This is a genomic window from Rhodopseudomonas pentothenatexigens, assembly GCF_900218015.1.
GTDB lineage: Bacteria > Pseudomonadota > Alphaproteobacteria > Rhizobiales > Xanthobacteraceae > Rhodopseudomonas > Rhodopseudomonas pentothenatexigens.
The window spans coordinates 40,255-61,648 of record NZ_UFQQ01000023.1 but is presented as its reverse complement, the minus strand read 5'-3'; the positions used below and the strand labels follow the sequence as shown (position 1 = coordinate 61,648).

The 21,394-nt window shown below is 66.2% G+C and carries 17 protein-coding genes; 12 read left to right on the top strand and 5 right to left on the bottom strand.

Annotated features, from left to right (window positions below; genetic code table 11):
* Positions 1-40: 40 nt before the first annotated feature.
* Both DWA33_RS19245 and DWA33_RS19240 read right to left on the bottom strand, forming a co-directional pair.
* The gene (locus DWA33_RS19245) at positions 41-1,210 is read right to left on the bottom strand and encodes a GGDEF domain-containing protein (protein ID WP_114360132.1); all 1,170 of its coding nucleotides are present in this window, start codon (positions 1,208-1,210) and stop codon (positions 41-43) included.
* Between the two features lie 118 nt (positions 1,211-1,328).
* Positions 1,329-1,916, bottom strand: a complete 588-nt coding sequence (locus DWA33_RS19240) for a TetR/AcrR family transcriptional regulator (protein WP_114360131.1) — start codon at positions 1,914-1,916, stop codon at positions 1,329-1,331.
* Between the two features lie 201 nt (positions 1,917-2,117).
* Between DWA33_RS19240 and DWA33_RS19235 the strand changes: the two genes are divergently transcribed.
* The gene (locus DWA33_RS19235) at positions 2,118-3,317 is read left to right on the top strand and encodes an efflux RND transporter periplasmic adaptor subunit (protein ID WP_114360130.1); all 1,200 of its coding nucleotides are present in this window, start codon (positions 2,118-2,120) and stop codon (positions 3,315-3,317) included.
* Positions 3,318-3,446: 129 nt separating this feature from the next.
* Entirely contained in the window at positions 3,447-6,680 is a 3,234-nt protein-coding gene (locus DWA33_RS19230; protein WP_114360129.1) for an efflux RND transporter permease subunit, read from the top strand.
* A gap of 33 nt (positions 6,681-6,713) precedes the next feature.
* Here DWA33_RS19230 and DWA33_RS19225 read toward each other — a convergent pair whose 3' ends face one another.
* The 3 genes from DWA33_RS19225 to DWA33_RS19215 are packed head-to-tail and all read right to left on the bottom strand — an operon-like array spanning position 6,714 to position 10,556.
* Positions 6,714-7,946 (bottom strand): carboxylate-amine ligase, encoded by a 1,233-nt coding sequence (locus DWA33_RS19225; RefSeq protein WP_114360128.1) that lies wholly within the window; start codon positions 7,944-7,946, stop codon positions 6,714-6,716.
* Positions 7,936-9,705 carry an N-acetylglutaminylglutamine amidotransferase gene (locus DWA33_RS19220; protein WP_114360127.1) on the bottom strand — a complete coding sequence of 590 codons (1,770 nt, stop codon included), beginning with the start codon at positions 9,703-9,705 and terminating at the stop codon, positions 7,936-7,938. The genes DWA33_RS19225 and DWA33_RS19220 overlap by 11 nt, the downstream gene beginning before the upstream one ends.
* A gap of 29 nt (positions 9,706-9,734) precedes the next feature.
* Positions 9,735-10,556, bottom strand: coding sequence for a class II glutamine amidotransferase (locus DWA33_RS19215; protein WP_114360126.1), 822 nt, complete (start codon positions 10,554-10,556; stop codon positions 9,735-9,737).
* A 188-nt stretch (positions 10,557-10,744) separates the two neighbouring features.
* Between DWA33_RS19215 and cyoA the strand changes: the two genes are divergently transcribed.
* The 10 genes from cyoA to DWA33_RS19165 all read left to right on the top strand — a co-directional run bounded on the left by cyoA (position 10,745) and on the right by DWA33_RS19165 (position 21,391).
* Entirely contained in the window at positions 10,745-11,638 is an 894-nt protein-coding gene (gene cyoA, locus DWA33_RS19210) for a ubiquinol oxidase subunit II (RefSeq protein WP_114360125.1), read from the top strand.
* On the top strand, positions 11,584-13,587 hold the full coding sequence (cyoB, locus tag DWA33_RS19205) for a cytochrome o ubiquinol oxidase subunit I (protein ID WP_114360124.1): 2,004 nt from the start codon (positions 11,584-11,586) through the stop codon (positions 13,585-13,587). Before cyoA ends, cyoB begins: the two co-directional genes overlap by 55 nt.
* Positions 13,584-14,234, top strand: a complete 651-nt coding sequence (locus DWA33_RS19200) for a cytochrome (ubi)quinol oxidase subunit III (protein WP_114360123.1) — start codon at positions 13,584-13,586, stop codon at positions 14,232-14,234. The genes cyoB and DWA33_RS19200 overlap by 4 nt, the downstream gene beginning before the upstream one ends.
* Positions 14,231-14,626 carry a cytochrome o ubiquinol oxidase subunit IV gene (cyoD, locus tag DWA33_RS19195; RefSeq protein WP_114360122.1) on the top strand — a complete coding sequence of 132 codons (396 nt, stop codon included), beginning with the start codon at positions 14,231-14,233 and terminating at the stop codon, positions 14,624-14,626. Before DWA33_RS19200 ends, cyoD begins: the two co-directional genes overlap by 4 nt.
* Positions 14,627-14,783: 157 nt before the next feature.
* The gene (locus DWA33_RS19190) at positions 14,784-15,623 is read left to right on the top strand and encodes a universal stress protein (protein ID WP_114360158.1); all 840 of its coding nucleotides are present in this window, start codon (positions 14,784-14,786) and stop codon (positions 15,621-15,623) included.
* Positions 15,624-15,855: 232 nt separating this feature from the next.
* On the top strand, positions 15,856-18,732 hold the full coding sequence (locus DWA33_RS19185; RefSeq protein ID WP_114360121.1) for a monovalent cation/H+ antiporter subunit A: 2,877 nt from the start codon (positions 15,856-15,858) through the stop codon (positions 18,730-18,732).
* A gap of 1 nt (position 18,733) precedes the next feature.
* The gene (locus DWA33_RS19180) at positions 18,734-19,102 is read left to right on the top strand and encodes a Na(+)/H(+) antiporter subunit C (RefSeq protein ID WP_114360120.1); all 369 of its coding nucleotides are present in this window, start codon (positions 18,734-18,736) and stop codon (positions 19,100-19,102) included.
* Positions 19,099-20,640, top strand: coding sequence for a monovalent cation/H+ antiporter subunit D (locus DWA33_RS19175; RefSeq protein WP_114360119.1), 1,542 nt, complete (start codon positions 19,099-19,101; stop codon positions 20,638-20,640). The genes DWA33_RS19180 and DWA33_RS19175 overlap by 4 nt, the downstream gene beginning before the upstream one ends.
* Complete coding sequence (locus tag DWA33_RS19170) at positions 20,637-21,125, top strand: Na+/H+ antiporter subunit E (RefSeq protein ID WP_114360118.1); 489 nt, start codon at positions 20,637-20,639, stop codon at positions 21,123-21,125. The genes DWA33_RS19175 and DWA33_RS19170 overlap by 4 nt, the downstream gene beginning before the upstream one ends.
* Positions 21,122-21,391, top strand: coding sequence for a K+/H+ antiporter subunit F (locus DWA33_RS19165; protein WP_114360117.1), 270 nt, complete (start codon positions 21,122-21,124; stop codon positions 21,389-21,391). The genes DWA33_RS19170 and DWA33_RS19165 overlap by 4 nt, the downstream gene beginning before the upstream one ends.
* Positions 21,392-21,394 lie beyond the last annotated feature (3 nt).

The window sequence follows — 21,394 nt, the reverse complement described above, 5'->3', positions numbered from 1 at the left end:
CGGGCGCCGGCTCGGTCTCGGGTTGCCGCAGGTCGCGGCGTCAGGCCGCCGCCGGGCTGGGGAGCGCACTGCCGCCGCCGTCGCAGCCTGGCCGTTTTTCGTCGGCGTCGTCCGCCCAGGCGCAACCGCCGCCGGCGCGTTTGGCGGCGTAGAGTGCGCGGTCGACCCGCTCCAGGAATTGCGCGGTCGAACCATCGGTGAGGGCCGTACCGCTCACGGCGATTCCGGCGCTGGCACCGATGCATACCGGCAGATCGGACAGCACGAACGGCATCGACAGATCGAACACCGCGCGGCGGGCCAGCGCCAGCGCTTCGTCACGGCCGGGCTCCGCGGCGGCGACCGGCTTCAGCAGCATGAACTCGTCGCCGCCGAACCGCGCGGCAATGCCGTCGGCGCCGGCGCAGGCGGTCAGCCGCTCCGCGACCTGCCGCAACAGATCGTCGCCGGCGTGATGGCCGTGGCGGTCGTTGATCGGCTTGAAGCCGTCGAGGTCGATGGCGATCACGGTGAAGCTGCCGCGGGAGTTCGCGAGCGCCTGCAGGAAGCCGGCGCGGTTCGGCAGACCGGTGAGGAAATCGTGGGTGGCCTGACGCGCCAGCCGGTGCTTGGCTTCGAGCCGCTCGGTGAACGCCGCGCTGAGATGCTTGGAGGCTTCGCGCAGCGTCAGCCAGAACAGCACCAGCATGCCGGCCCCGATCTTGTAGGCCAGCTCCGGGCGCATCACGCCGGCGATGATCGTCGGCGCCAGCAGCGCCGCAGCCGCGGTGAGGATGATCCACGGCCGGATCGCCGCGCGCGACACCATCCCGACGCAGTACGACATCGACAGGCCGAACGCGATCCAGGCGCCCGGCGCGTCACCGAGCTGCAGCGCGCGAAACGACAGCGCGCCCAGCGCGAGGCCGAACGCGGTCGCGCCGGCGCCGTACAGCCGCTCCCAGCGCACCACGTCGGCGTCGGAGAACTGGTCGGCCCGCGCCTTGTAGCGCATCAACGAGACCACGCGTGCGGTGGCGGTGACCAGGATGAACACCGAGATCACAGCGTAGCCGGGATCGCCGCCGAGCAGCGTCAAGGTCGCCGCGCCCGTGACCGAGGTCACGCCGATCGCCATCACCTGCGGCAGCGACGTGTAGAGCAGTTCGACCAACTCGCGGCGAATGCGTGGGTCGGCGTGCAGGGAGCGGGACAATGGCGGGAAGCGCATGCGCGCAACATCGCTCGCAGTTCCTAATAAGCGATGGCAACTGCGCGCAATGTTGGTAATCGGGTCGCCGTATCCTTAACGAAATGTTTGTGGCCGGCGGCCCGCGATCGTCGCGGCGTCACACCGGCGGCCAGTTCCGCAGGGCCATGTCGGCCAGCTTGCGCAACTGATCGGAGGAGGCGCCGCCTGCCGCCTGCACCGCTATGCCTTGCAGGATCGCCGACACGTAGCGGGCGAGGTCCCCGGCATCGGTGCCGGATGGCAGATCGCCTTCGGCGATCGCACGGGCCAGACGGTCGTGCAGGTCCTGCTCGCCCTTGGCGCGGCGCGCCGCCAGTTCCTGCTTGATGGTCTCGGCGGCTTCGCCGCAGCACAGTGCGCCTTGTACGGCGAGGCAGCCGGGGTTTCCTGGATCGGTCATCGCATCGACCGCACCGTACAGGATGTGCTCGACGACCTCGCGCGCGGTCGGCTTCTGCAGGCCTGCCTGATAGTAGCCGCCGGGGCCGTCGACGTAGCGATCGAGCGCTTTCCGGAACAGATCTTCCTTGTTGCCGAACGCCGCATACAGGCTCGGCTTGGTGATCCCCATCGCCTCGGTGAGGTCCGCCATCGAGGTGCCTTCGTACCCCTTGCGCCAGAACACATGCAAAGCGAGGTCGAGCGCTGCGTCGACGTCGAATTCGCGGGGGCGTCCCAGGGCCATGGCTGAATCTCCAGAGATTTCTACCAAGCGGTAGATAAGTCTCTTGACAGTGGATGTCGATAGTCCATCTATACCAGACGGTATGGATATGTGCGCTGCAGCGTGGTATGATGATATTCGGTCGTCACCATCCCGCTGTACGGACGAGTTACTGAATCTGCTGGGCTTTTTACAAGCTTACCTGATCAAATAGGATTCGCGATGGCTACTCCACTCGCTCGAAAGACTGCGCTCGGCGCGGGAATGATTGCGGTTTCGATCGCGTTGGCCGGCGGCGCTGCGCTGATGGAGCGCACCGGGGCCGCCCAGGCGGAACCCACAGCGGCGGCGCCCGCCGCCGTGCCGGTGTCGGTGGCGCTGGTCCAGACCAAGGCCACGACGCCGTCCGACGAGTTCTCCGGGCGTCTCGAGGCGATCGAGCGGGTCGAGATCCGCTCGCGGGTCGCCGGTGCCGTCCAGGAGATCCAGTTCAGGGAGGGCGCGCTGGTCAACAAGGGCGACCTCTTGGTCCGGATCGATCCGTCGCTGTATGCCGCCGAGGTCGATCGCGCCCAGGCGCAGCTGTCGGCTGCTCGCGCGCGCGTCGTCTTCACCAAGGCGGATGTCGAACGCAGCCAACAGCTCTCCAGTTCCAGCATCACCCAGCGCGAGGTCGACAACCGCCTCAACGCCTATCGTGAGGCCGAGGCGAACCTGAAATCCGCCGAAGCGGCGCTGAAGACCGCAGAGCTCAATCTCAGCTACACCGAGATCCGCGCTCCGGTGTCCGGCCGGGTCGGCAAGGTGGAGATCACGGTCGGCAACCTGATTGCCGCCGGCCCGAGTTCGCCGCTGCTGACCACGCTGGTCTCGGTCAACCCGATCTATGCCAGCTTCAATGCCGACGAGCAGGTGGTGACCCGCGCGCTGAAGACGCTTGCCGACGAGAACACGCCGGGTGCGATCGAACGGATTCCGGTCGAGATGACGACGATCGCCGGCGGAGCGCCGGTGAAGGGCAAGATGCAGTTCATCGACAATCAGGTCGATCCGCGCTCCGGCACGGTGCGGGTGCGCGCGGTGTTCGACAATGCCGACGGCCGGCTGATGCCGGGCCAGTTCGCGCGGCTGTCGATGGGGCAGCCGAAGCCCGAGCCTGCGCTGCTGGTCAGCGAGCGCGCGGTCGGCACCGACCAGAACAAGAAATTCGTGATGGTGGTCGATGCCGAGAACCACGCGCAGTATCGCGAAGTGACGCTGGGGGCCTCGGTCGACGGCCTGCGGGTGGTGGCGTCCGGCTTGAAGGCCGGCGAGCGCATCGTCGTCAACGGGCTGCAACGGGTCCGGCCCGGCGTCACCATCAAGCCGGAGACGGTGGCGATGGATGCCGCCGATCCCAACAAAACGGTGGCTCAGAACTAACCGCTGCGGCCCCGCCGCCACGGCGGGTCCGCACCTCATTGTTTTCGGTAGACAATCACGCGGCAGACCTCCCGTCCGCCGTGCAGGCATCATTGCGCTCGCGCGCGAGCGAACCGGCGGACCACAGCCATGAATTTCTCCAAGTTCTTCATCGATCGCCCGATCTTCGCCGGCGTGCTGTCGGCATTGATCTTCCTCGCCGGCCTGTTGTCGATGCCGGTGCTGCCGATCTCCGAATATCCGGAGGTCGCGCCGCCGACCATCGTGGTGTCGGCGCAATATCCCGGCGCGAATCCCAGGGTCATTGCCGAGACGGTGTCGACGCCGATCGAGGAGCAGATCAACGGCGTCGAGAATATGCTGTACATGAGCAGCCAGGCGACCACCGACGGCAAGATGACCCTCAACGTCACCTTCCGTCTCGGCACCGACCCCGACAAGGCGCAACAACTGGTGCAGAACCGCGTCTCGCAGGCCGAGCCGCGGCTGCCGGCGGAGGTTCGCGCGCTCGGCATCACCACCATCAAGAGTGCACCCGACCTGACCATGGTGGTGCATCTGATGTCGCCGAACGACCGCTACGACATGACGTATCTGCGCAACTACGCGGTGCTCAACGTCAAGGATCGGCTGGCGCGGATTCCGGGCGTCGGCCAGGTGCAGTTGTTCGGTTCCGGCGACTATTCGATGCGGATTTGGCTCGATCCGCAGAAGGTCGCCGAGCGCGGTCTGTCCCCGGCCGACGTGGTGCGGGAAATCCGGGCCCAGAACGTTCAGGCCGCGGCCGGGCAGGTCGGCAGTTCGCCGGGCGAACCTGGGCTTGACCTTCAGCTCTCGGTCAATGCTCAGGGCCGGCTGCAGACCGAAGAGGAATTCGGCGAGATCATCGTCAAGAACGGCGACAATGGCGAAGTGGTGCGGCTGCGCGATGTCGCGCGGATCGAGCTCGGTGCCGCCGACTACGCGCTGCGCTCGCTGCTCAACAACAAGTCCGCGGTGGCGATCCCGATCTTCCAGTCGCCGGGCTCCAACGCGATTCAGATCTCCGACAACGTCCGCGCGACGATGAAGGAGCTGAAACAGAACATGCCGGACGGCGTCTCCTACGACATCGTCTACGATCCGACACAGTTCGTCCGCGCCTCGATCGAGGCGGTGATCCACACCCTGCTGGAAGCGATCGCCCTGGTGGTGCTGGTGGTGATCCTGTTCCTGCAGACCTGGCGGGCCTCGATCATTCCGCTGATCGCGGTGCCGGTGTCGGTGATCGGCACCTTCGCGGTGATGCACGTGTTCGGATTCTCGATCAATGCACTGACCTTGTTCGGGCTGGTGCTGGCGATCGGCATCGTGGTCGACGATGCCATCGTGGTCGTCGAAAACGTCGAACGCAACATCGAGCGCGGGCTCGAGCCGAAGGACGCGGCCTATCAGGCGATGCGCGAGGTCACCGGGCCGATCATTGCGATCGCGCTGGTGCTGGTCGCGGTGTTCGTGCCGCTGGCCTTCATCACCGGTCTGACCGGACAGTTCTACAAGCAGTTCGCGCTGACGGTGGCGATCTCGACGGTGATCTCCGCATTCAACTCGCTGACGCTGTCTCCGGCGCTGGCCGCGCTGCTGCTGAAGGGACACGACGCGCCGAAGGATGCGCTGACCAAGCTGATGGACAAGACGCTCGGCTGGTTTTTCGTCCGCTTCAACCGCTTCTTCAGCCGCAGCTCGGAAGCCTATGGCGGCGGCGTCAGGCGGGTGGTGTCGCGCCGCGCGCTCGGCATGACCGTGTATCTGCTGCTGGTCGGCGCCACCTTCTGGTTGTTCCAGGCCGTGCCCGGCGGCTTCGTGCCGGGGCAGGACAAGCAATATCTGGTCGGCTTCGCGCAGCTCCCGGACGGCGCCACGCTGGACCGCACCGAGGAGGTGATCCGCCGGATGGGCGAGATCGCCCAGCAGGAGCCGGGGGTCGAGAATTCGATCCAGTTTCCCGGCTTGTCGATCAACGGCTTCACCAACTCGTCGAATTCCGGCATCGTCTTCATCGGGCTGAAGGACTTCGCCGAACGCAAGGACAAGTCGCTCAGCGGCAACGCAATCGCGCTATCGCTGAACAAGAAGTTCGCCGGCATCCAGGATGCGTTCATCGCGATGTTCCCGCCGCCGCCGGTCGCCGGGCTCGGCACCATCGGCGGCTTCAAGCTGCAGATCGAGGATCGCGCCGGGCTGGGTTACGAGGCCCTCAACGATGCCACCAAGGCGTTCGTCGCCAAGGCGAGTGCGCAGAAGGAACTGGCCGGGCTGTTCACCAGCTACCAGATCAACGTGCCGCAGCTCTATGCCGACGTCGATCGTACCAAAGCGCGGCAGCTCAACGTGCCGGTGACCTCGATCTTCGAGACCATGCAGATCTATCTCGGCTCGCTCTACGTCAACGATTTCAACAAATTCGGCCGCACCTATTCGGTGCGGGTGCAGGCCGACGCCAAGTTCAGGGCGCGGGCGGACGACATCGGCCAGCTCAAGGTGCGCTCGGACACCGGCGAGATGATCCCGCTGTCGACGCTGCTGCGGGTCAAGGAAAGCGCCGGGCCGGAGCGGGCGATGCGCTACAACGGCTTTCTCACCGCAGATATCAGCGGCGGCGCCGCGCCCGGCTTTTCGACCGGGCAGGCGCAGGCCGCGATCGACCGCGTCGCCAAGGAGACGCTGCCGAAAGGCACCTCGTACGAATGGACCGAGCTGACCTACCAGGAGATCATCGCCGGCAACTCGTCGATGATCGTGTTTCCGGTGGCGCTGCTGCTGGTGTTCCTGGTGCTCGCCGCACAGTACGAGAGCCTGACGTTGCCGCTGTCGATCATCATGATCGTGCCGATGGGGCTGCTCGCTGCGATGTTCGGCGTCTGGATCAGCAAGGGCGACAACAACGTCTTCACCCAGATCGGCCTGATCGTCCTGGTCGGCCTGTCGGCCAAGAACGCCATCCTGATCGTGGAATTCGCGCGAGAGCTGGAATTCGCCGGGCGAAAGCCGATCGAGGCCGCGATCGAGGCCAGCCGGCTGCGACTGCGGCCGATCCTGATGACCTCGATGGCCTTCATCATGGGCGTGGTGCCGCTGGTGACGTCCACCGGCGCCGGCTCGGAGATGCGGCACGCGATGGGCGTTGCGGTGTTCGCCGGCATGATCGGGGTCACGGCGTTCGGCATCTTCTTCACGCCGATGTTCTACGTGCTGCTGCGTGCGCTCAGCGGCAACCGGCCGCTGACGCAGCACGGCGAAGGAACGGTCGACCACGCCGCGCCGTTGGCGCCGGCCTCCCACGAGCCGGAACCGCGACAGACCGCGGTGGGGTCGCATCCGTAATGCGACCCGGCCGGGGCTGGAGGCCGCAGAACGTTACTGGACCCGTTCGGCAGGTCCGCGCGCGGAGGGGGCGGAGCTCTCCCCGAGGGTCTGGCGCGCAATCCAACGCGTCACCGCACTGAGGTCGCCGCCGGAGTCGCGATAGGCCCGAAGCTGAGCATCGGCCGAGCTGCCGCGGTCCAGAATGGTGCGGCAGCCTTCGACCTCGGCGGCGCAGCCCAGGGCCTCTGCGCCGGGAAGCACCCGTGCGATCACCTGGTCGAGAAATTCGCGGATCTCGATCGGTCCATCCTTCGACACGAAGATGCAGTCGGTGCCATAGCGCTGAGCGCGCCATTTGTTCTCGACCGCGATCGCGCGCTCGACGTTGCCGACCTTCTGGGCCGAATCGGGATGCTCGCAGAGATACTTGATGAGGCCCCGATACAACGACGCGATCAGCACCGCGTCCTCGAGGCGTGTGCACACGTCCGGCGCGCGCAGTTCGAGCGTCGGATGGCGGAGCGACGGCCGCAGCGCCCACCACACGTAGCTCTCGTTCGGCATCACGCCGGACCGGACCAGCGCTTCGACATAGGCGTCGTATTCGGCCTGAGTGGTGAACAATTCCGGCAGGCCGGTGCGGGGTAATTCGTCGTAGGCGGCGAGGCGATAGCCGCGCAGGCCGGTCTCCTTGCCGTTCCAGAACGGCGACGAGGTCGCCAACGCGATGAACAGCGGCAGATACGGGATCATCGCACGCATCACTGCGACGCGCTCGGCATGCGGCGGAATCTGCACATGAACGTGCATCCCGCACAGCATGTTGCGATGGCCGATCGTGCGCAGATCCTCGATCATCTCCTCATAGCGCGGCTTCGGGCTCGGCTTGGAAAACCGCCACGATGCGGTCGGATGGGTGGCGCTCGCCATGATCACCAGGCCGTGCTGGGCCGCCGCAGCCGCCACCTCGCCCCGCAGGAAGCGCAGTTCTTCCCGCGCATCGCTGGGATCGACATGGACATTGCTGGCGACTTCGATCTGCGCCTGCAGCATCTCGCGCATCGCTTGGCCGCCGGTCGACCAGCTTGCGCTCTCGAACAGGCCGTTCGGCGTCTGCATCGCGACCTCGAAGGTCTCGGCGTCGGCGAGGAAATACTCCTCTTCGATGCCGAACGAATAGGCGGCATTGGCGTCGATGCCGATCGCCGACCGGATCACCAGGTGCTGCTGATTGGCGCTCAGATTGAGCCGCAGCTTGTCGAGAATCTTCTGATCAAACGGCATGGGTCTGCAACCAGGCTTCGAGAAGGGCGGCCTGCCACAGCCGCGAATGACCTTTCGGGCTCATTTCTGCTTCGGGATGATCGAGCATGTGATCGATGAATTCGGATCGATACAGACCGCGGCTGCGTGCGGCGGAGGAGGACAGGACATCGCGAACATAGTCGAGGAATTCGCCGCGCAGATGCCGCAGCGCCGGCACCGGGAAATAGCCCTTCGGCCGGTCGATCACTTCGGCGGGCAGCAAGGCCCGGGCGGCCTTCTTCAGGATGTACTTGCCACCATCGCCGAGCTTCAGCGAAGTGGGGAGCCGGGCGGCGAGCTCGACGACCTCGTGGTCGAGAAACGGCACCCGCGCTTCCAGGCCGTGAGCCATGGTCATGTTGTCGACCCGCTTGACCGGATCGTCGACCATCATGATCTCGGCGTCGATCTGCAGCGCCTTGTCGACCGGCGAACTCGCCGAGGTCCGATCGAAGAAACTCTCGACGAATTCCGAACTATAGTCGTCGGCCTCGAAATCCGGCGTCAGCAGCCTGGCGATGTCGGAATGCTTCCAGTCGAAATACACCTCGCGATACTGGTCGGAGGCATTGTTTGCCGTCAGCAGCGAAGGATACCAGCTATAGCCGCCGAACACCTCGTCGGCGCCCTGGCCGCTTTGCACCACCGTGACGCGCTTGGCGACCTCGCGCGACAACAGATAGAAAGCGACTGCGTCGTGACTGACCATCGGCTCCGACATCGCCCGGATCGCATCCGGCAAATGCTGCAGCGCCTCGCGGCCGTCGATCCGGATCTGCTCGTGCGCGGTGGAGAAGTGCTTCGCCACCAGGTCGGAATAATGGAATTCGTCGCCGCTGTGGCCGCCGACGCTGTCGAAGCCGATGGCGAAGGTCTTGACGTCGGCATGACCGAGCCGGGCGAGCAGCGCGACGATCAGCGAGGAGTCCAGTCCGCCGGACAGCAGCACACCGACCGGGACGTCGGCGACGCGGCGACGATCGACCGCGGTCAGCATCGCCTCGGTGACGGCTTCGGTCCATTCCTGTTCGGTCATTGCCCGATCGTCGCGCCGGGCGCCGACCGCAAAACTCCAATAGCGCCGGGTCGTCTTGGAGCCGTCCGGCTCCAGCGTCAGGATGGTGGCGGGCTCCAGCTTCTTCACGCCGCGCAGAATGGTGCGCGGCGGCGGCACGGCGCCATGGAAGCTGAAGAAGTGATGCAGCCCGACCGGATCGAGCGAGGTGTCGACACCACCGCCCGCCAGCAAGGCGGGCAGATCGGAGGCGAAGCGGAAAGAGTCGGGGCCATCGACGTAGTACAGCGGCTTGATGCCGAGGCGGTCCCGCGCCAGCACGACGCGGCCGCTGTCGCGCTCCCACAGCGCGAAGGCGAACATGCCCTTGAACCTTGCGACGCAGTCGGCGCCCCAGGCATGATAGCTCTTGAGGATGACCTCGGTGTCGCCCTGCGAAAAGAACCGATAGCCGCGCCGGGTCAGGTCGTCGCGCAGTTCGCGGAAATTATAAATGCATCCGTTGAAGACGATGCCGAGGCCGAGTTCGCTGTCGATCATCGGCTGTTGCGCGGCGGGAGCCAGATCGAGAATGCTCAGTCGGCGGTGGCCGAACGCCATGTGGTCTTGTGCGAACAATCCCTCGGAATCGGGACCGCGCTTCCGCATCGCGCCGGTGACGGCTTTCAACGACGAGATCGAGGGCTCGCCACGTGTGCGGATCTCTCCGCAGATTCCACACATCTTTCTTCGGGGCCTCCGTTGCCGATCTTTTAAGCTCGCTCGACAACATTTTGAGCAACCTTGAGTTCCTGCGTCACAATCCCCCGGTCCGGCATGAAGGGGCGGATTTCGACCGGAAGACCGGGGCGTGAAATCAGCACGTGGTCGGCTGGTACTTCAGACCAGTGCTGCTCGGTGTCGAACGGCTCGGAGGCCACCACCAGCGGTCCGTCCTCGCGATAATACAGCGTGTTCGCGGTGTCGTTGTGGGCGAAACGGAAGGCATAGAGATCCTGGCCGTTCGCGAGCGCCGAGGTGAAACGCATCCGCTCCCGCAATCCGTCTTCGTCGACCAGTTCGCACAGCGCGCGTATCACGCGCTGCGCCGCGCGAATCGGATCGAGATCGAGATCCTGCCCCATCATCGCCAGGAACACCGCCTCGGAGTCGGTGGTGCCGACGCGTGACGGATACAGCTCGTCGGGAATCATCGCTTCCACCTTGCGACGCAGCCGGCTCCAGCTTCCGATGAATCCGTTGTGCATGAACAGCCAGCGACCGCAGGCGAACGGGTGACAGTTCTGCCGGGTCACCGCGGTTCCGGTGGCGGCACGCACGTGGGCGAAGAACATGGGCGACTGCAGGTGCCGGCAGAGATAGCGCAGGTTTTCATCGGACCATGCCGGCCTGGTCTCGCGATACAGCCCGGGTTCGGGATGGACCCCGTACCAACCGAGGCCGAATCCGTCGCCATTGGTGCTGCCGGCGGACTCCCGCGCGCGCAGGCTCTGATTGATCAGAGAGTGGACGGGTTCGGTGACGTAGCTGTCGAACGATGTTTCTTCTCCGCGGTATGCCAGCCAGCGGCACATCGGTTCACCTCGAAGCCTTGGGGAAGGTCGTGCGCGGCTCTGCACGCATGCTTTCAACGGCGGCGAACGGCCGGTGTTCCGTGATTCGGCGATCGGTAGGTCTGCTCGGTTCGAAATTAGGAACCGCTGCAGGCGCCGAAAGTTGCCGAGCCACGTGGCATCCACCGCCACGCGGTCAAGTCGCTTGCATGAATATCCTCGATCCCAAAGGTCCGGTCGCGTACGGGAACTCGTCGATCCTGATCGATTCCGTCGTGATCATGCTCGCGATCGTCGTGCCGACGATCGTCGCAATCCTCGCGTTTGCCTTCTGGTTTCGGGAATCCAATCCGCGCGCCAAGCATCGCCCGGACTTCACCTATTCCGGACGGATCGAGCTGGTGGTGTGGTCGATCCCGTTGCTGACCATCATCCTGCTCGGCGGTGTGACCTGGATCGGCGCGCACCGGCTCGACCCCGCAAGGCCGGTCGAAGGCACCGGCAGTCCGATCCGGATCCAGGTGGTGTCGATGGATTGGAAGTGGCTGTTCATCTACCCGGATCAGCGCATCGCCACCATCAACACGCTGACCGTGCCGGTCGGCGCCTCGCTCAAGTTCGAACTGACCTCGGCGAGCGTGATGAACGCGTTCTTCATCCCGCAGCTCGGCAGCATGATCTACACCATGAACGGCATGGTGACGCGGCTCAATCTGCGGGCCGACAGCGAGGGCGAGCTGCGCGGGCTGTCGTCGCATTTCAGTGGTGACGGGTTTCCCGACATGATGTTCCCGGTGCACGTGGTGTCGCCGATCGCGTTCCCGGAATGGGTCGCCAAGACCGCGTCCAGCGGCCGTGAGCTGAATGCCGACAGCTACAAAGATCTGATGAAGCAGGCGCCGGTGAACGGCACGCCGGCCTACCGGCTCGCCGATCCGCTGCTGTTTCACGCGATCAGTACGCAGCAGATCCCGCCGCAGCCGGGGCCGCGGCCGGCCGGTGAGGGCGCACAGTCGTACATCGAGGCGAATTGGGGAGCCAACGCGATATGCTCGGCAAGCTCGACTGGTCGGCCATTCCGATCGATCAGCCAATCCCGCTGATCGCCGCCGCCATCGTGATGGCGGCGATCCTCGCTACGCTGCTGTCGGCCTTGATCAAGGGCTACGTGCCTTATCTGTGGCGCGAGTGGATCACCAGCGTCGACCACAAGCGGATCGGCGTGATGTACGTGCTGCTCGCGATGGTGATGCTGCTGCGCGGCGGAACCGACGCGATGATGATGCGCACCCAGCAGGCGATCGCCTTCCAGTCGCCCGGCTATCTGCCGCCGGAACACTACAACCAGATCTTCTCCGCGCACGGCACGATCATGATCTTCTTCGTCGCGATGCCGTTCGTGATCGGCCTGATGAACCTGATCGTGCCGCTGCAGCTCGGGGTGCGCGACGTCGCGTTTCCGACGCTGAATTCGGTCGGCTTCTGGCTGACTGCGAGCGGGGCGCTGCTGGTCAACCTGTCGCTGGTGGTCGGCGAATTCGCCCGCACCGGCTGGCTGCCGTTTCCGCCGCTGTCCGAGCTCAGCTACTCGCCCGGCGTCGGCGTCGACTACTACGCCTGGGCGCTGCAGATCTCCGGGCTGGGCACGCTGCTGGCGGGGATCAATCTGGTCACCACAGTGCTGAAGCTGCGCACGCGCGGCATGACCTATTTGCGGATGCCGATGTTCTGCTGGACCACGCTGGCCTCCAGCCTGCTGATCGTCGCCGCGTTTCCGATCCTGACCGCGACCTTGGCGATGCTGCTGCTCGACCGTTATCTCGGCTTCCATTTCTTCACCAACGAAGCCGGCGGCAACATGATGATGTTCATGAACCTGATCTGGGCCTGGGGCCATCCGGAGGTCTACATCATGGTGCTGCCGGCATTCGGGGTGTTCTCCGAAGTGGTGTCGACCTTCTCGGGCAAGCCGCTGTTCGGCTACCGCTCGATGGTGCTGGCGACGATGGCGATCTGCATTATTTCATTCATGGTGTGGTTGCACCACTTCTTCACGATGGGCGCCGGCGCCACAGTCAACGCGGTGTTCGGCATCGCCAGCATGATCATCGCGGTGCCGACCGGGGTGAAGATCTACAACTGGCTGTTCACGATGTACGGCGGGCGGATCCGGTTCGCGACGCCGATGCTGTGGGCGGTCGGCTTCATGGTCACCTTCATCATCGGCGGACTCACCGGCGTCCTGGTCGCGGTGCCGCCCGCGGATTTCCAGCTTCACAACAGCCTGTTCCTGGTCGCCCACTTCCACAACGTCATCATCGGCGGCGTGCTGTTCGGCGCGTTCGCGGGCTACACCTACTGGTTTCCCAAGGCGTTCGGCTTCCGGCTGCACGAGGGGCTCGGCCAGGCGGCGTTCTGGTTCACCCTGGTCGGATTCTACGTCACCTTCATGCCGCTGTACGTCGCCGGCCTGCTCGGCATGACCCGCCGTCTGCAGCACTACGACGTCGCGGCCTGGCATCCGTGGATGATCGTGGCGGGGATCGGCACCGCGATCATCGCGACCGGCGTCGTGCTGCAGATCGTGCAGTTCGTGGTCAGCATCCGCCGTCGCGACGAGCTGCGCGACCTCACCGGCGATCCCTGGGACGGGCGGTCGCTGGAATGGGCGACGTCGTCGCCGCCACCGGTGTTCAACTTTGCGGTCGATCCCGACGTTTCCGGCGAGGACGCGTATTGGGCCACCAAGCGCAAGGCGCAGCAGCACGGCCTCGAAACCCGCAAGCGGGACTATCGCGACATCGAGATGCCGCGGAATTCGCCGACCGGCTTCGTCTGCGCGTTTTTCGCCACGGTGATGGGCTTCGCGATGGTCTGGCACATCTGGTGGATGGTCGTGCTCGGCGGAATCGGAGCGTTCGCCACCTTCATGGTGTTCGCCTGGCGCGACCGCGACGAATACGTCATCCCGGCGGCAGAGGTCGCGCGGATCGACGGCGCCAACATCGCTGCGCGGCGCGCGGCGCTCGACGCGGCGGGGCGGACGCCATGACCGAGGTCTCGCTGTCCCACGGCCAGGCCGACCCGCATCATTTGCGTGGGCTGCAATCCGCAGGCGTCGGCCACGAAGGACCGGCGCCGAAGCGGATCGTGGTCGGCTACGGCTTCTGGATCTTCCTGCTGTCCGACATCGTGATGTTCGCCTGTTTCTTCGCCAGCTACGCGGTGCTGGCGGGGGCGACCGCCGGCGGGCCGGGCGGCGCGCAATTGTTCGATCTGCGCAATGTCGCGGTCGAGACCGGCTGCCTGCTGCTGTCGAGCTTCACCTGCGGGTTGGCGAGCATTGCCGCCGCGGTCGGCAGCCAGCGCTGGTTTCAGGCGGCGATGGCGGTGACCGGGCTGCTCGGCGTCGCCTTTCTCGGCTTGGAGCTGCGCGAGTTCACCGGCCTGGTGGAGCAGGGGGCCGGGCCGACTCGCAGCGCGTTCCTGTCGGCGTTCTTCACGCTGGTGGGGTGCCACGGGCTGCATGTGACGGTGGGCGTGCTGTGGCTGCTCATCATGATGGCGCAGGTGTTCGCCAAGGGCTTTCGCGCCGACATCTGCCGGCGGCTGCTGTGCTTCTCGCTGTTCTGGCACGCGCTCGACATCATCTGGGTGGCGATCTTCTCGATGGTCTATCTCCTGGGGAGCGGCACATGAGTGAGCAGCGAACCGGCCGCGACGGCGAGCCATACGATGTCGCGCCCGGCGACGAGGAAGAAGTTCGCATCGGCCCGCGGCTGCTCGGCTATGGTGCCGGGCTCGGGCTGTCGGTGCTGCTCACCGCAGCCTCGTTCTTCGTCGCCGGCACCGACCTGGTGTGGCAGCCGAGCATTCCGGTGGCGATCGCGGTGCTGGCGATCGCCCAGATGGGTGTTCAGCTGGTGTTCTTCCTGCACATCACTACGGGGCCGGACAATACCAACAACGTCATGGCGCTGGCTTTCGGCAGCCTGATCGTGCTGCTGGTGGTCGGCGGTTCGATCTGGATCATGGGTCACCTCAATCACAACATGATGCCGATGGAGCACTTCATGCGGACGGGCGGGTGACGGGGCTGCCGTTCGCATCCACGCCCGCGCGACACAATGCCGCCCAACCGATCGCCGATCGACGTGGTGCGAGCGCGATCCGCAAGGCATGTTCCGCCGGCGAGCCTTCGTTGCGGTGATCATGCGCGATGGGCACGCAGCGACACGGGAGAGTCGGATGTCCATGCTCAAACGCACCTTGATCCTGCTCGGTCAGACCGCCTCGTCGGTCGCGGCGCGGCGCTATGCGTTCAACCTGGTGCAGCGGACCGGGACAGAATTGGCAGGGCTCGCCGGGCTCGATCCCTCGACGATCGAAACCCCGATGCTCGGCGGGATCGGGACCTCGGCCTATCAGGCCCAGCTCGAGCAGGAGCTGAAACGCCAGGCGGAGGACGCGCAGCAACGCCTGCACGAGGCGTTCGAGCAGGAATGCAGGGGCCGCGGCCTCGCGTTCGAATGGCTGGCGTTCGAGGGCGATCCGCTCGACGCCTTCCAGCTCGCCAGCGAGACCCGGGATCTGGTCGTGGCCGGTCACGACACCGGCTACGGCGGCGACCTCGACGAGCCGCTGTCGGAGGTGCTGGCGAAGCTGCTGCTGCGGACGCCGCGGCCGATGATCGTCTGTCCGGATGCGTTGCCGGAGGGCGAGGAGGTGCTGATCGCTTACGACGGCAGCATCGCGGCGATGCGCGCGCTGCAGATGTTCGTGCTGCTCGGCCTCGGCGCCGATCAGCGGATCGTGGTCGCGGCGGTCGATCGGAACGAGGAGGCTGCCGCACGCAATTGTGCGGCTGCAGCATCGTATCTGCGGGTTCACGGCTACCAGTCGGACTCCCGTCCGCTCGCCTCCGGCGTCGAGCCGTCGGAAGCGATCCGGCTGATGGTCGCCGATCGCAAGGTCGGCACCCTGGTGATGGGCGCCTACGGGCGCCGCGGGTTCCGCGAGGCGTTGTTCGGTTCGACCACGGATGAGCTGGTCGCGAATCCGCCGTGTGCCCTGTTTTTGTATCACTGAGGCGCGCATCGGGCCGACCGCGCCCATATGCCGCGTTCCGATCGCGTCCGAGGGCGGCGATGATGCCGGATCATCGCTTCGATGGGACACCGTCGAGCTCTCGGTGACACCGCCGGGGGTATGGTTCATTGCTATCGATCGGATCGACACTGTACGCTGCATGCTGCATTGACGACGGGGTGGTGCCGGGCGATCTCCGAGCCGACGCCTGACATCGCGAGGATCGGCGCCGATGCATCTTGCCCTGATCGCTCTGATTCCGCTGGCCGGTGCGGTCCTGCCGCCGCTCGCCGTCCGCTCCGGCCGGAACCTGTGTACCGCGGTGACCGTCGCGGTCAGTCTGGCGTCGCTGGCGCTGCTGATGGCCAGTGCGCCCGCGGTGTTCGACGGGGCGACGATCCGCAGCGGCGGCGACTGGGTGCCGGGGCTCGGCCTGTCGTTCCGGTTCTTCCTCGACGGCCTCGGCCTGTTCTTCGCCGCATTGATCCTGATCATCGGCGTGCTGGTCGTCGTCTATGCCGGCTTCTATCTCGGGCGCGACGACTCGCCGGGACGGTTCTTCGCCTTCCTGCTGCTGTTTCAAGGCGCGATGCTCGGCATCGTGATCAGCGACAACGTGCTGCTGCTGACGGTGTTCTGGGAGCTGACCAGCCTCAGTTCGTTCCTGCTGATCGGCTATTGGTACCACACGCCGGAGGCACGACAGGGCGCGCGGATGGCGCTGGTGGTGACGGGCGGCGGCGGGCTGCTGCTGATGGCCGGCATGCTGCTGCTCGGGCAGGCCGCCGGCTCGTATCAGCTGACCGAGATCCTGCAGCGCGGCGACGTGGTCAAGGCATCGCCGCTGTACGTCCCGATCCTGCTGCTGGTGCTCGGCGCCGCCTTCACCAAATCGGCGCAGTTTCCGTTTCATTTCTGGCTGCCGCACGCGATGGCGGCGCCGACGCCGGTGTCGGCCTATCTACACTCCGCCACGATGGTGAAGGCCGGGGTATTCCTGCTGGCGCGGCTGTGGCCGGTGCTCGCCGGCACCGACTGGTGGTTCGCGATCGTCACCGCCACCGGGCTGGTGACGATGCTGGTCGGCGCCTGGATCGCGTTGTTCAAGACCGACCTCAAGGCGATCCTGGCGCATTCGACGGTCAGCCATCTCGGCCTGATGGTGATGCTGCTCGGCTTCGGCACCGAATACGCAGTGATCGCCTGCGTTTTCCATATTCTCAATCACGCCACCTTCAAGGCGGCGCTGTTCATGAGCGCCGGCATCGTCGACCACGAGACCGGCGTCCGCGACATTCGCCGGCTCGGCGGTTTGCTGCGGGTGATGCCGATCTCGGCGGTGCTTGCGCTGATCGCCGCCGCTGCGATGGCCGGCGTGCCGCTGTTCAACGGCTTTCTGTCGAAGGAGATGATGCTTCAGGCCGCGGTCGACACCGAGGCGATGGGACAGGCCTGGATCGTCCCGGTCGCGGCGACGGTCGGGGCCCTGCTGTCGGCGGCGTATTCGGCGCGGCTGGCGTTCGCGACCTATCTCGGCCGGCGCCACACCTATGCCGCCGGCACGCCGCACGATCCGTCGGTCGGACTGTGGGCGCCGGTCGCGGCTCTGGTGGTGCCGGTGCTGGCGATCGGGCTGTGGCCGCAGTTCGTCGCCGGCGGGCTGGTCCAGCGCACCGCGCAGGCGGTGGTCGGCCCGATGCCGCTGCGGTTCGAGCCGCTGGCGATCTGGCACGGGCTGACGCTGCCGCTGCTGATGAGCGTGATCGCGCTGGCCGGCGGTCTTCTGCTGCTGTGGGCGCATGCTCCGCTCGACAGGCTGCGCGGCCTGCTGCCGCGCCCCGAGGCCAAGACGATGTTCGAGGTCACGATCGCAGCCAGCGCCCGCGCGGCGCGCTGGATCGTCCGCAGGCTGCATGGCGAATCGCTGCCGCGCTATCTTGCGGCGATCATCCTGACCGTGCTGGTGGTCGGCGCAGTCGGCTTCACCGGCGGCAATCACGCCGCCGGTGGTCGGGCGATGCTGCCGATCAACCTGCCGGCAGCGGTGGGATGGGCGCTGCTGGTGGTGGCGAGTCTCGGCGTGATGGCGTTTCACGTCCACCGCCTGGTGACGCTGATCCTGTCGAGCGTGGTCGGACTGATCGTTTCGCTCACCTTCATGCAGTTCTCCGCGCCCGATCTCGCGCTGACCCAGATCTCGGTCGAGGTGGTGACCACCATCCTGCTGCTGCTCGCGCTCAATCTGCTGCCGAAGATCACCCCGCCGGAGACCAGCTCGGTCCGCAAATGGATCAACGCAGTGATTGCCGCTGTCGGCGGTTTGGCGGCGGCGGGGCTGGCGTTCGCGGTGATGACCCGCGACGGCGCTTCGATCTCCGACTTCCATCTCGCCGAATCCAAGCCGAGCGGTGGCGGCACCAACGTGGTCAACGTCATCCTGGTCGACTTCCGCGGCTTCGACACGTTCGGCGAGATCATCGTGCTGTGCATCGCCGCGCTGGTGATCTTCGCGCTGCTCAGCAGCGCGTTCGAAGGCGCGGCGGCACGGCGCCTGGACAAGATGCGGCAACGGCTCGAATCCGGCGACGCGCACCCGCTGATGCTGGTGGTGGCCACCCGCGTGCTGCTGCCGCTGGCGATCACCGTCGGCATCTACATCTTCCTGCGCGGTCACAACCAGCCCGGCGGCGGCTTCATCGCCGGCCTCGTGGTCGCCACCGCGATCATCATGCAGTTCATGGCGAGCGGCTATGCCTGGAGCTCCGAGCAGCGCCATATCGACGGGCATCGCCTGCTCGGCGCCGGCGTGCTGATCGCTGCCGCCACCGGCATCGGCGCCTTCTTGTTCGGCCGGCCGTTCCTGACCAGCTACTTCGTCTACGTCCCGGTCCCGCTGATCGGCGAGGTCGAACTCGCCACAGCCCTGTTGTTCGACGTCGGCGTGTTTCTTGCCGTGGTCGGCACCGTCTTCCTGTCGTTGTCGCAGATCTCGCGTGTCGAATACCGCGCCGACCGCAGACCGGTGCCGGAAGGTCCGTCCGACATTCCATTCCCGCCGCGAGCCGCGGCGCGGCCGACGGCGCCAGCAGCCGCACCTGCGGAGAGCTGAGATGGAGCTGCTGGTCGCGAGCGCAATCGGTGTACTGACGATGGTCGGCCTGTACCTGGTGCTGTCCCGGCACAGCTTCCCGGTGATCATCGGCACCACCTTCCTGACCTATGCGGTCAACCTGTTCCTGTTCGCGATGGGGCGGCTGGCGATCGATCGGGCGCCGATCATCGGCAGCGGAGCGGCCGGCTACACCGATCCGCTGCCGCAGGCGCTGGTGCTCACCGCGATCGTGATTTCGTTCGGCATGACCGCGCTGGTGGTGGTGCTGGCGCTCCGCGGCTTTCTCGAGACCGGCACCGAGCGGGTCGAGACCAGCGCGGCGGCCGACCAGCATCGCGACCTTCACCCGCCGGGAGCGGATCGATGAGCGACTGGATCATCGCGCCGATCCTGGTGCCTGCCGTGGTCGCGGCGTTCCTGATCCTGGCGATGCGCCACGATCTCGCCGGCCAGCGGGCCGTTTCGGTCGGCGCTGCGGTGCTGTCGCTCGGCATCGCCGCCTGGCTGTATGTCGAGGCGGCCGGCGGCCCTCCGGTGAGCTACCGGCTGGGGGACTGGCCGGCGCCGTTCGGCATCGTGCTGGTGCTCGACCGTTTGTCGGCGACGATGCTGCTGCTCACCGCGTTGCTCGCCGTGGCGGTGGTGATCTACGCGCTGGCCGGGTGGGATCGACGCGGCCGCCACTTTCATCCGCTGTTCCAGTTTCAGGTGATGGGGCTGAACGGAGCGTTTCTCACCGGCGACGTCTTCAACCTGTTCGTGTTCTTCGAGATCATGTTGATCGCGTCCTACGGGCTGCTGCTGCACGGCGGCGGCGAGCGACGGATGCGCGCCGGCTTCCTCTACGTCGCGATCAATCTGGTCGGATCGACGCTGTTTCTGTTCGCGGTCGGGCTGATCTACGCCGTGACCGGCACGCTCAACATCGCCGATCTGGCCAGCAAGGTCGGCAACGTCGCCGCCGGTGACGAGGCCTTGCTGCGGGTCGGGGCGCTGCTGCTGTTGCTGGTGTTCGCGCTGAAGGCCGCGCTGGTGCCGCTGCAATGGTGGCTGCCGTCTGCCTATGCCGCAGCGGCCGGGCCGGTGGCGGCGCTGTTCATGATGATGACCAAGGTCGGCGCGTATTCGATCATTCGGATCTACACCGTGGTGTTCGGAGCCGGAGCCGGCGCGGCGGCCGACATCGCTGCGCCGTGGCTGATGCCGGCGGCGCTGGCGACGCTGGTGCTGGGCGCGATCGGCGTGCTGGGAAGCACGACTCTGCTCGCCACGGTCGGCTTCTCGATCGTGTGGTCGATGGGATCGCTGCTGCTGGCGATCGGCCTGTTCGACCAGGCCGGGTTCTCGGCCGGCCTGTACTACCTGCTGCACAGCACTTTGAGCGGCGCAGCGCTGTTCCTGATCGCCGATCTGATCGTGGCGGAGCGCGGTCGCCACGGCGACCGGCTGGTCGCGGCGCCGGCATCGCCGCGGCTGCCGCTGCTCGCCGCGCTGTTCTTCGCCGCGGCGATCGCGATGACCGGCATGCCGCCGTTGTCGGGCTTCGTCGGCAAGCTGCTGATCCTGAACGCGACCTGGAGCGCGCCGCTTGGAACCGCGAGCTGGACGGTGCTGCTGGGCTCCAGCCTTCTGGTGATCGTCGGGTTCGCGCGTGCCGGCAGCACGCTGTTCTGGAAGGCCGACCCCCGGCGTCCGGCGCCCGCACACGGCGCGGCGGCGGCATCGATCACGGTGCCGGCCGTGGTGGTGGCCGCTCTGCTCGCCGCGACCGTGTTGCTGGCGCTGTTCGCCGGCCCGCTCGACCGCGAGCTCACCGCGACGGCGCGGCAGACGCTCGACGTCGGAGCTTATGTCGACGCGGTCAACCCCACCGCGGTGGCGCAGTCGGGGAGGATGCGACCGTGACCAGGCTGCTGCCACATCCTGCGCTGTCGCTGGTGATCACCGTGGTCTGGATCGCGTTGATCAATTCGATGTCGCTCGGCAGCGTGGTGTTCGGGCTGCTGCTTGGACTCGTGGTGCCGCTGCTCACCAGCCCGTATTGGCCGTCCCGCCCCGTGCTGCGGCGGCCGCACAAGTTGATCGGCTACGCGGCGGTGGTGCTGTGGGACATCGTCGTCTCCAACGTTCAGGTGGCGTATTGGGTGCTGCTGCGTTCCAACGCCAGCCTGCGGGCGCAGTTCGTGGTGATCCCGTTGGACATCACCTCGCGCGAGGCGATTGTGCTGCTGGCGGGGACCATCACCATGACGCCGGGAACGGTCAGCGCCGACCTGTCGGCCGACGGCAGCGCCATCCTGGTGCACTGCCTGCACACCACCGATCCGGACGAGGTCGTGAGCCGGATCAAGAGCCGCTACGAACGACGACTGAAGGAGATCTTCGGATGATCCAGACGGCGTGCCTGGTCGCGATCGGCGCCATTGCGGTGTCGGCGCTGCTCAACCTGTACCGGCTCGCCAAGGGACCGGACGTGCTCGACCGCATCCTGGCGCTCGACACGCTGGTGATCAACACCATCGGCCTGGTGGTGGTGATCGGAATCTGGTTCGGGACTACCCTGTATTTCGAAGTGGCGCTGCTGTTCGTGGCGGTCGGCTTTCTGACGACCATCGCGTTCTGCAAGTATCTGCTGCGCGGTAATGTGATCGAGTAGGGC

Coding starts and splice junctions, on each gene's coding strand:
- DWA33_RS19245 (WP_114360132.1), bottom strand. CDS start 1,210: ATGCGCTTCCCGCCATTGTCCCGCTCCCTGCACGCCGACCCACGCATT.
- DWA33_RS19240 (WP_114360131.1), bottom strand. CDS start 1,916: ATGGCCCTGGGACGCCCCCGCGAATTCGACGTCGACGCAGCGCTCGAC.
- DWA33_RS19235 (WP_114360130.1), top strand. CDS start 2,118: ATGGCTACTCCACTCGCTCGAAAGACTGCGCTCGGCGCGGGAATGATT.
- DWA33_RS19230 (WP_114360129.1), top strand. CDS start 3,447: ATGAATTTCTCCAAGTTCTTCATCGATCGCCCGATCTTCGCCGGCGTG.
- DWA33_RS19225 (WP_114360128.1), bottom strand. CDS start 7,946: ATGCCGTTTGATCAGAAGATTCTCGACAAGCTGCGGCTCAATCTGAGC.
- DWA33_RS19220 (WP_114360127.1), bottom strand. CDS start 9,705: ATGTGTGGAATCTGCGGAGAGATCCGCACACGTGGCGAGCCCTCGATC.
- DWA33_RS19215 (WP_114360126.1), bottom strand. CDS start 10,556: ATGTGCCGCTGGCTGGCATACCGCGGAGAAGAAACATCGTTCGACAGC.
- cyoA (WP_114360125.1), top strand. CDS start 10,745: ATGAATATCCTCGATCCCAAAGGTCCGGTCGCGTACGGGAACTCGTCG.
- cyoB (WP_114360124.1), top strand. CDS start 11,584: ATGCTCGGCAAGCTCGACTGGTCGGCCATTCCGATCGATCAGCCAATC.
- DWA33_RS19200 (WP_114360123.1), top strand. CDS start 13,584: ATGACCGAGGTCTCGCTGTCCCACGGCCAGGCCGACCCGCATCATTTG.
- cyoD (WP_114360122.1), top strand. CDS start 14,231: ATGAGTGAGCAGCGAACCGGCCGCGACGGCGAGCCATACGATGTCGCG.
- DWA33_RS19190 (WP_114360158.1), top strand. CDS start 14,784: ATGTCCATGCTCAAACGCACCTTGATCCTGCTCGGTCAGACCGCCTCG.
- DWA33_RS19185 (WP_114360121.1), top strand. CDS start 15,856: ATGCATCTTGCCCTGATCGCTCTGATTCCGCTGGCCGGTGCGGTCCTG.
- DWA33_RS19180 (WP_114360120.1), top strand. CDS start 18,734: ATGGAGCTGCTGGTCGCGAGCGCAATCGGTGTACTGACGATGGTCGGC.
- DWA33_RS19175 (WP_114360119.1), top strand. CDS start 19,099: ATGAGCGACTGGATCATCGCGCCGATCCTGGTGCCTGCCGTGGTCGCG.
- DWA33_RS19165 (WP_114360117.1), top strand. CDS start 21,122: ATGATCCAGACGGCGTGCCTGGTCGCGATCGGCGCCATTGCGGTGTCG.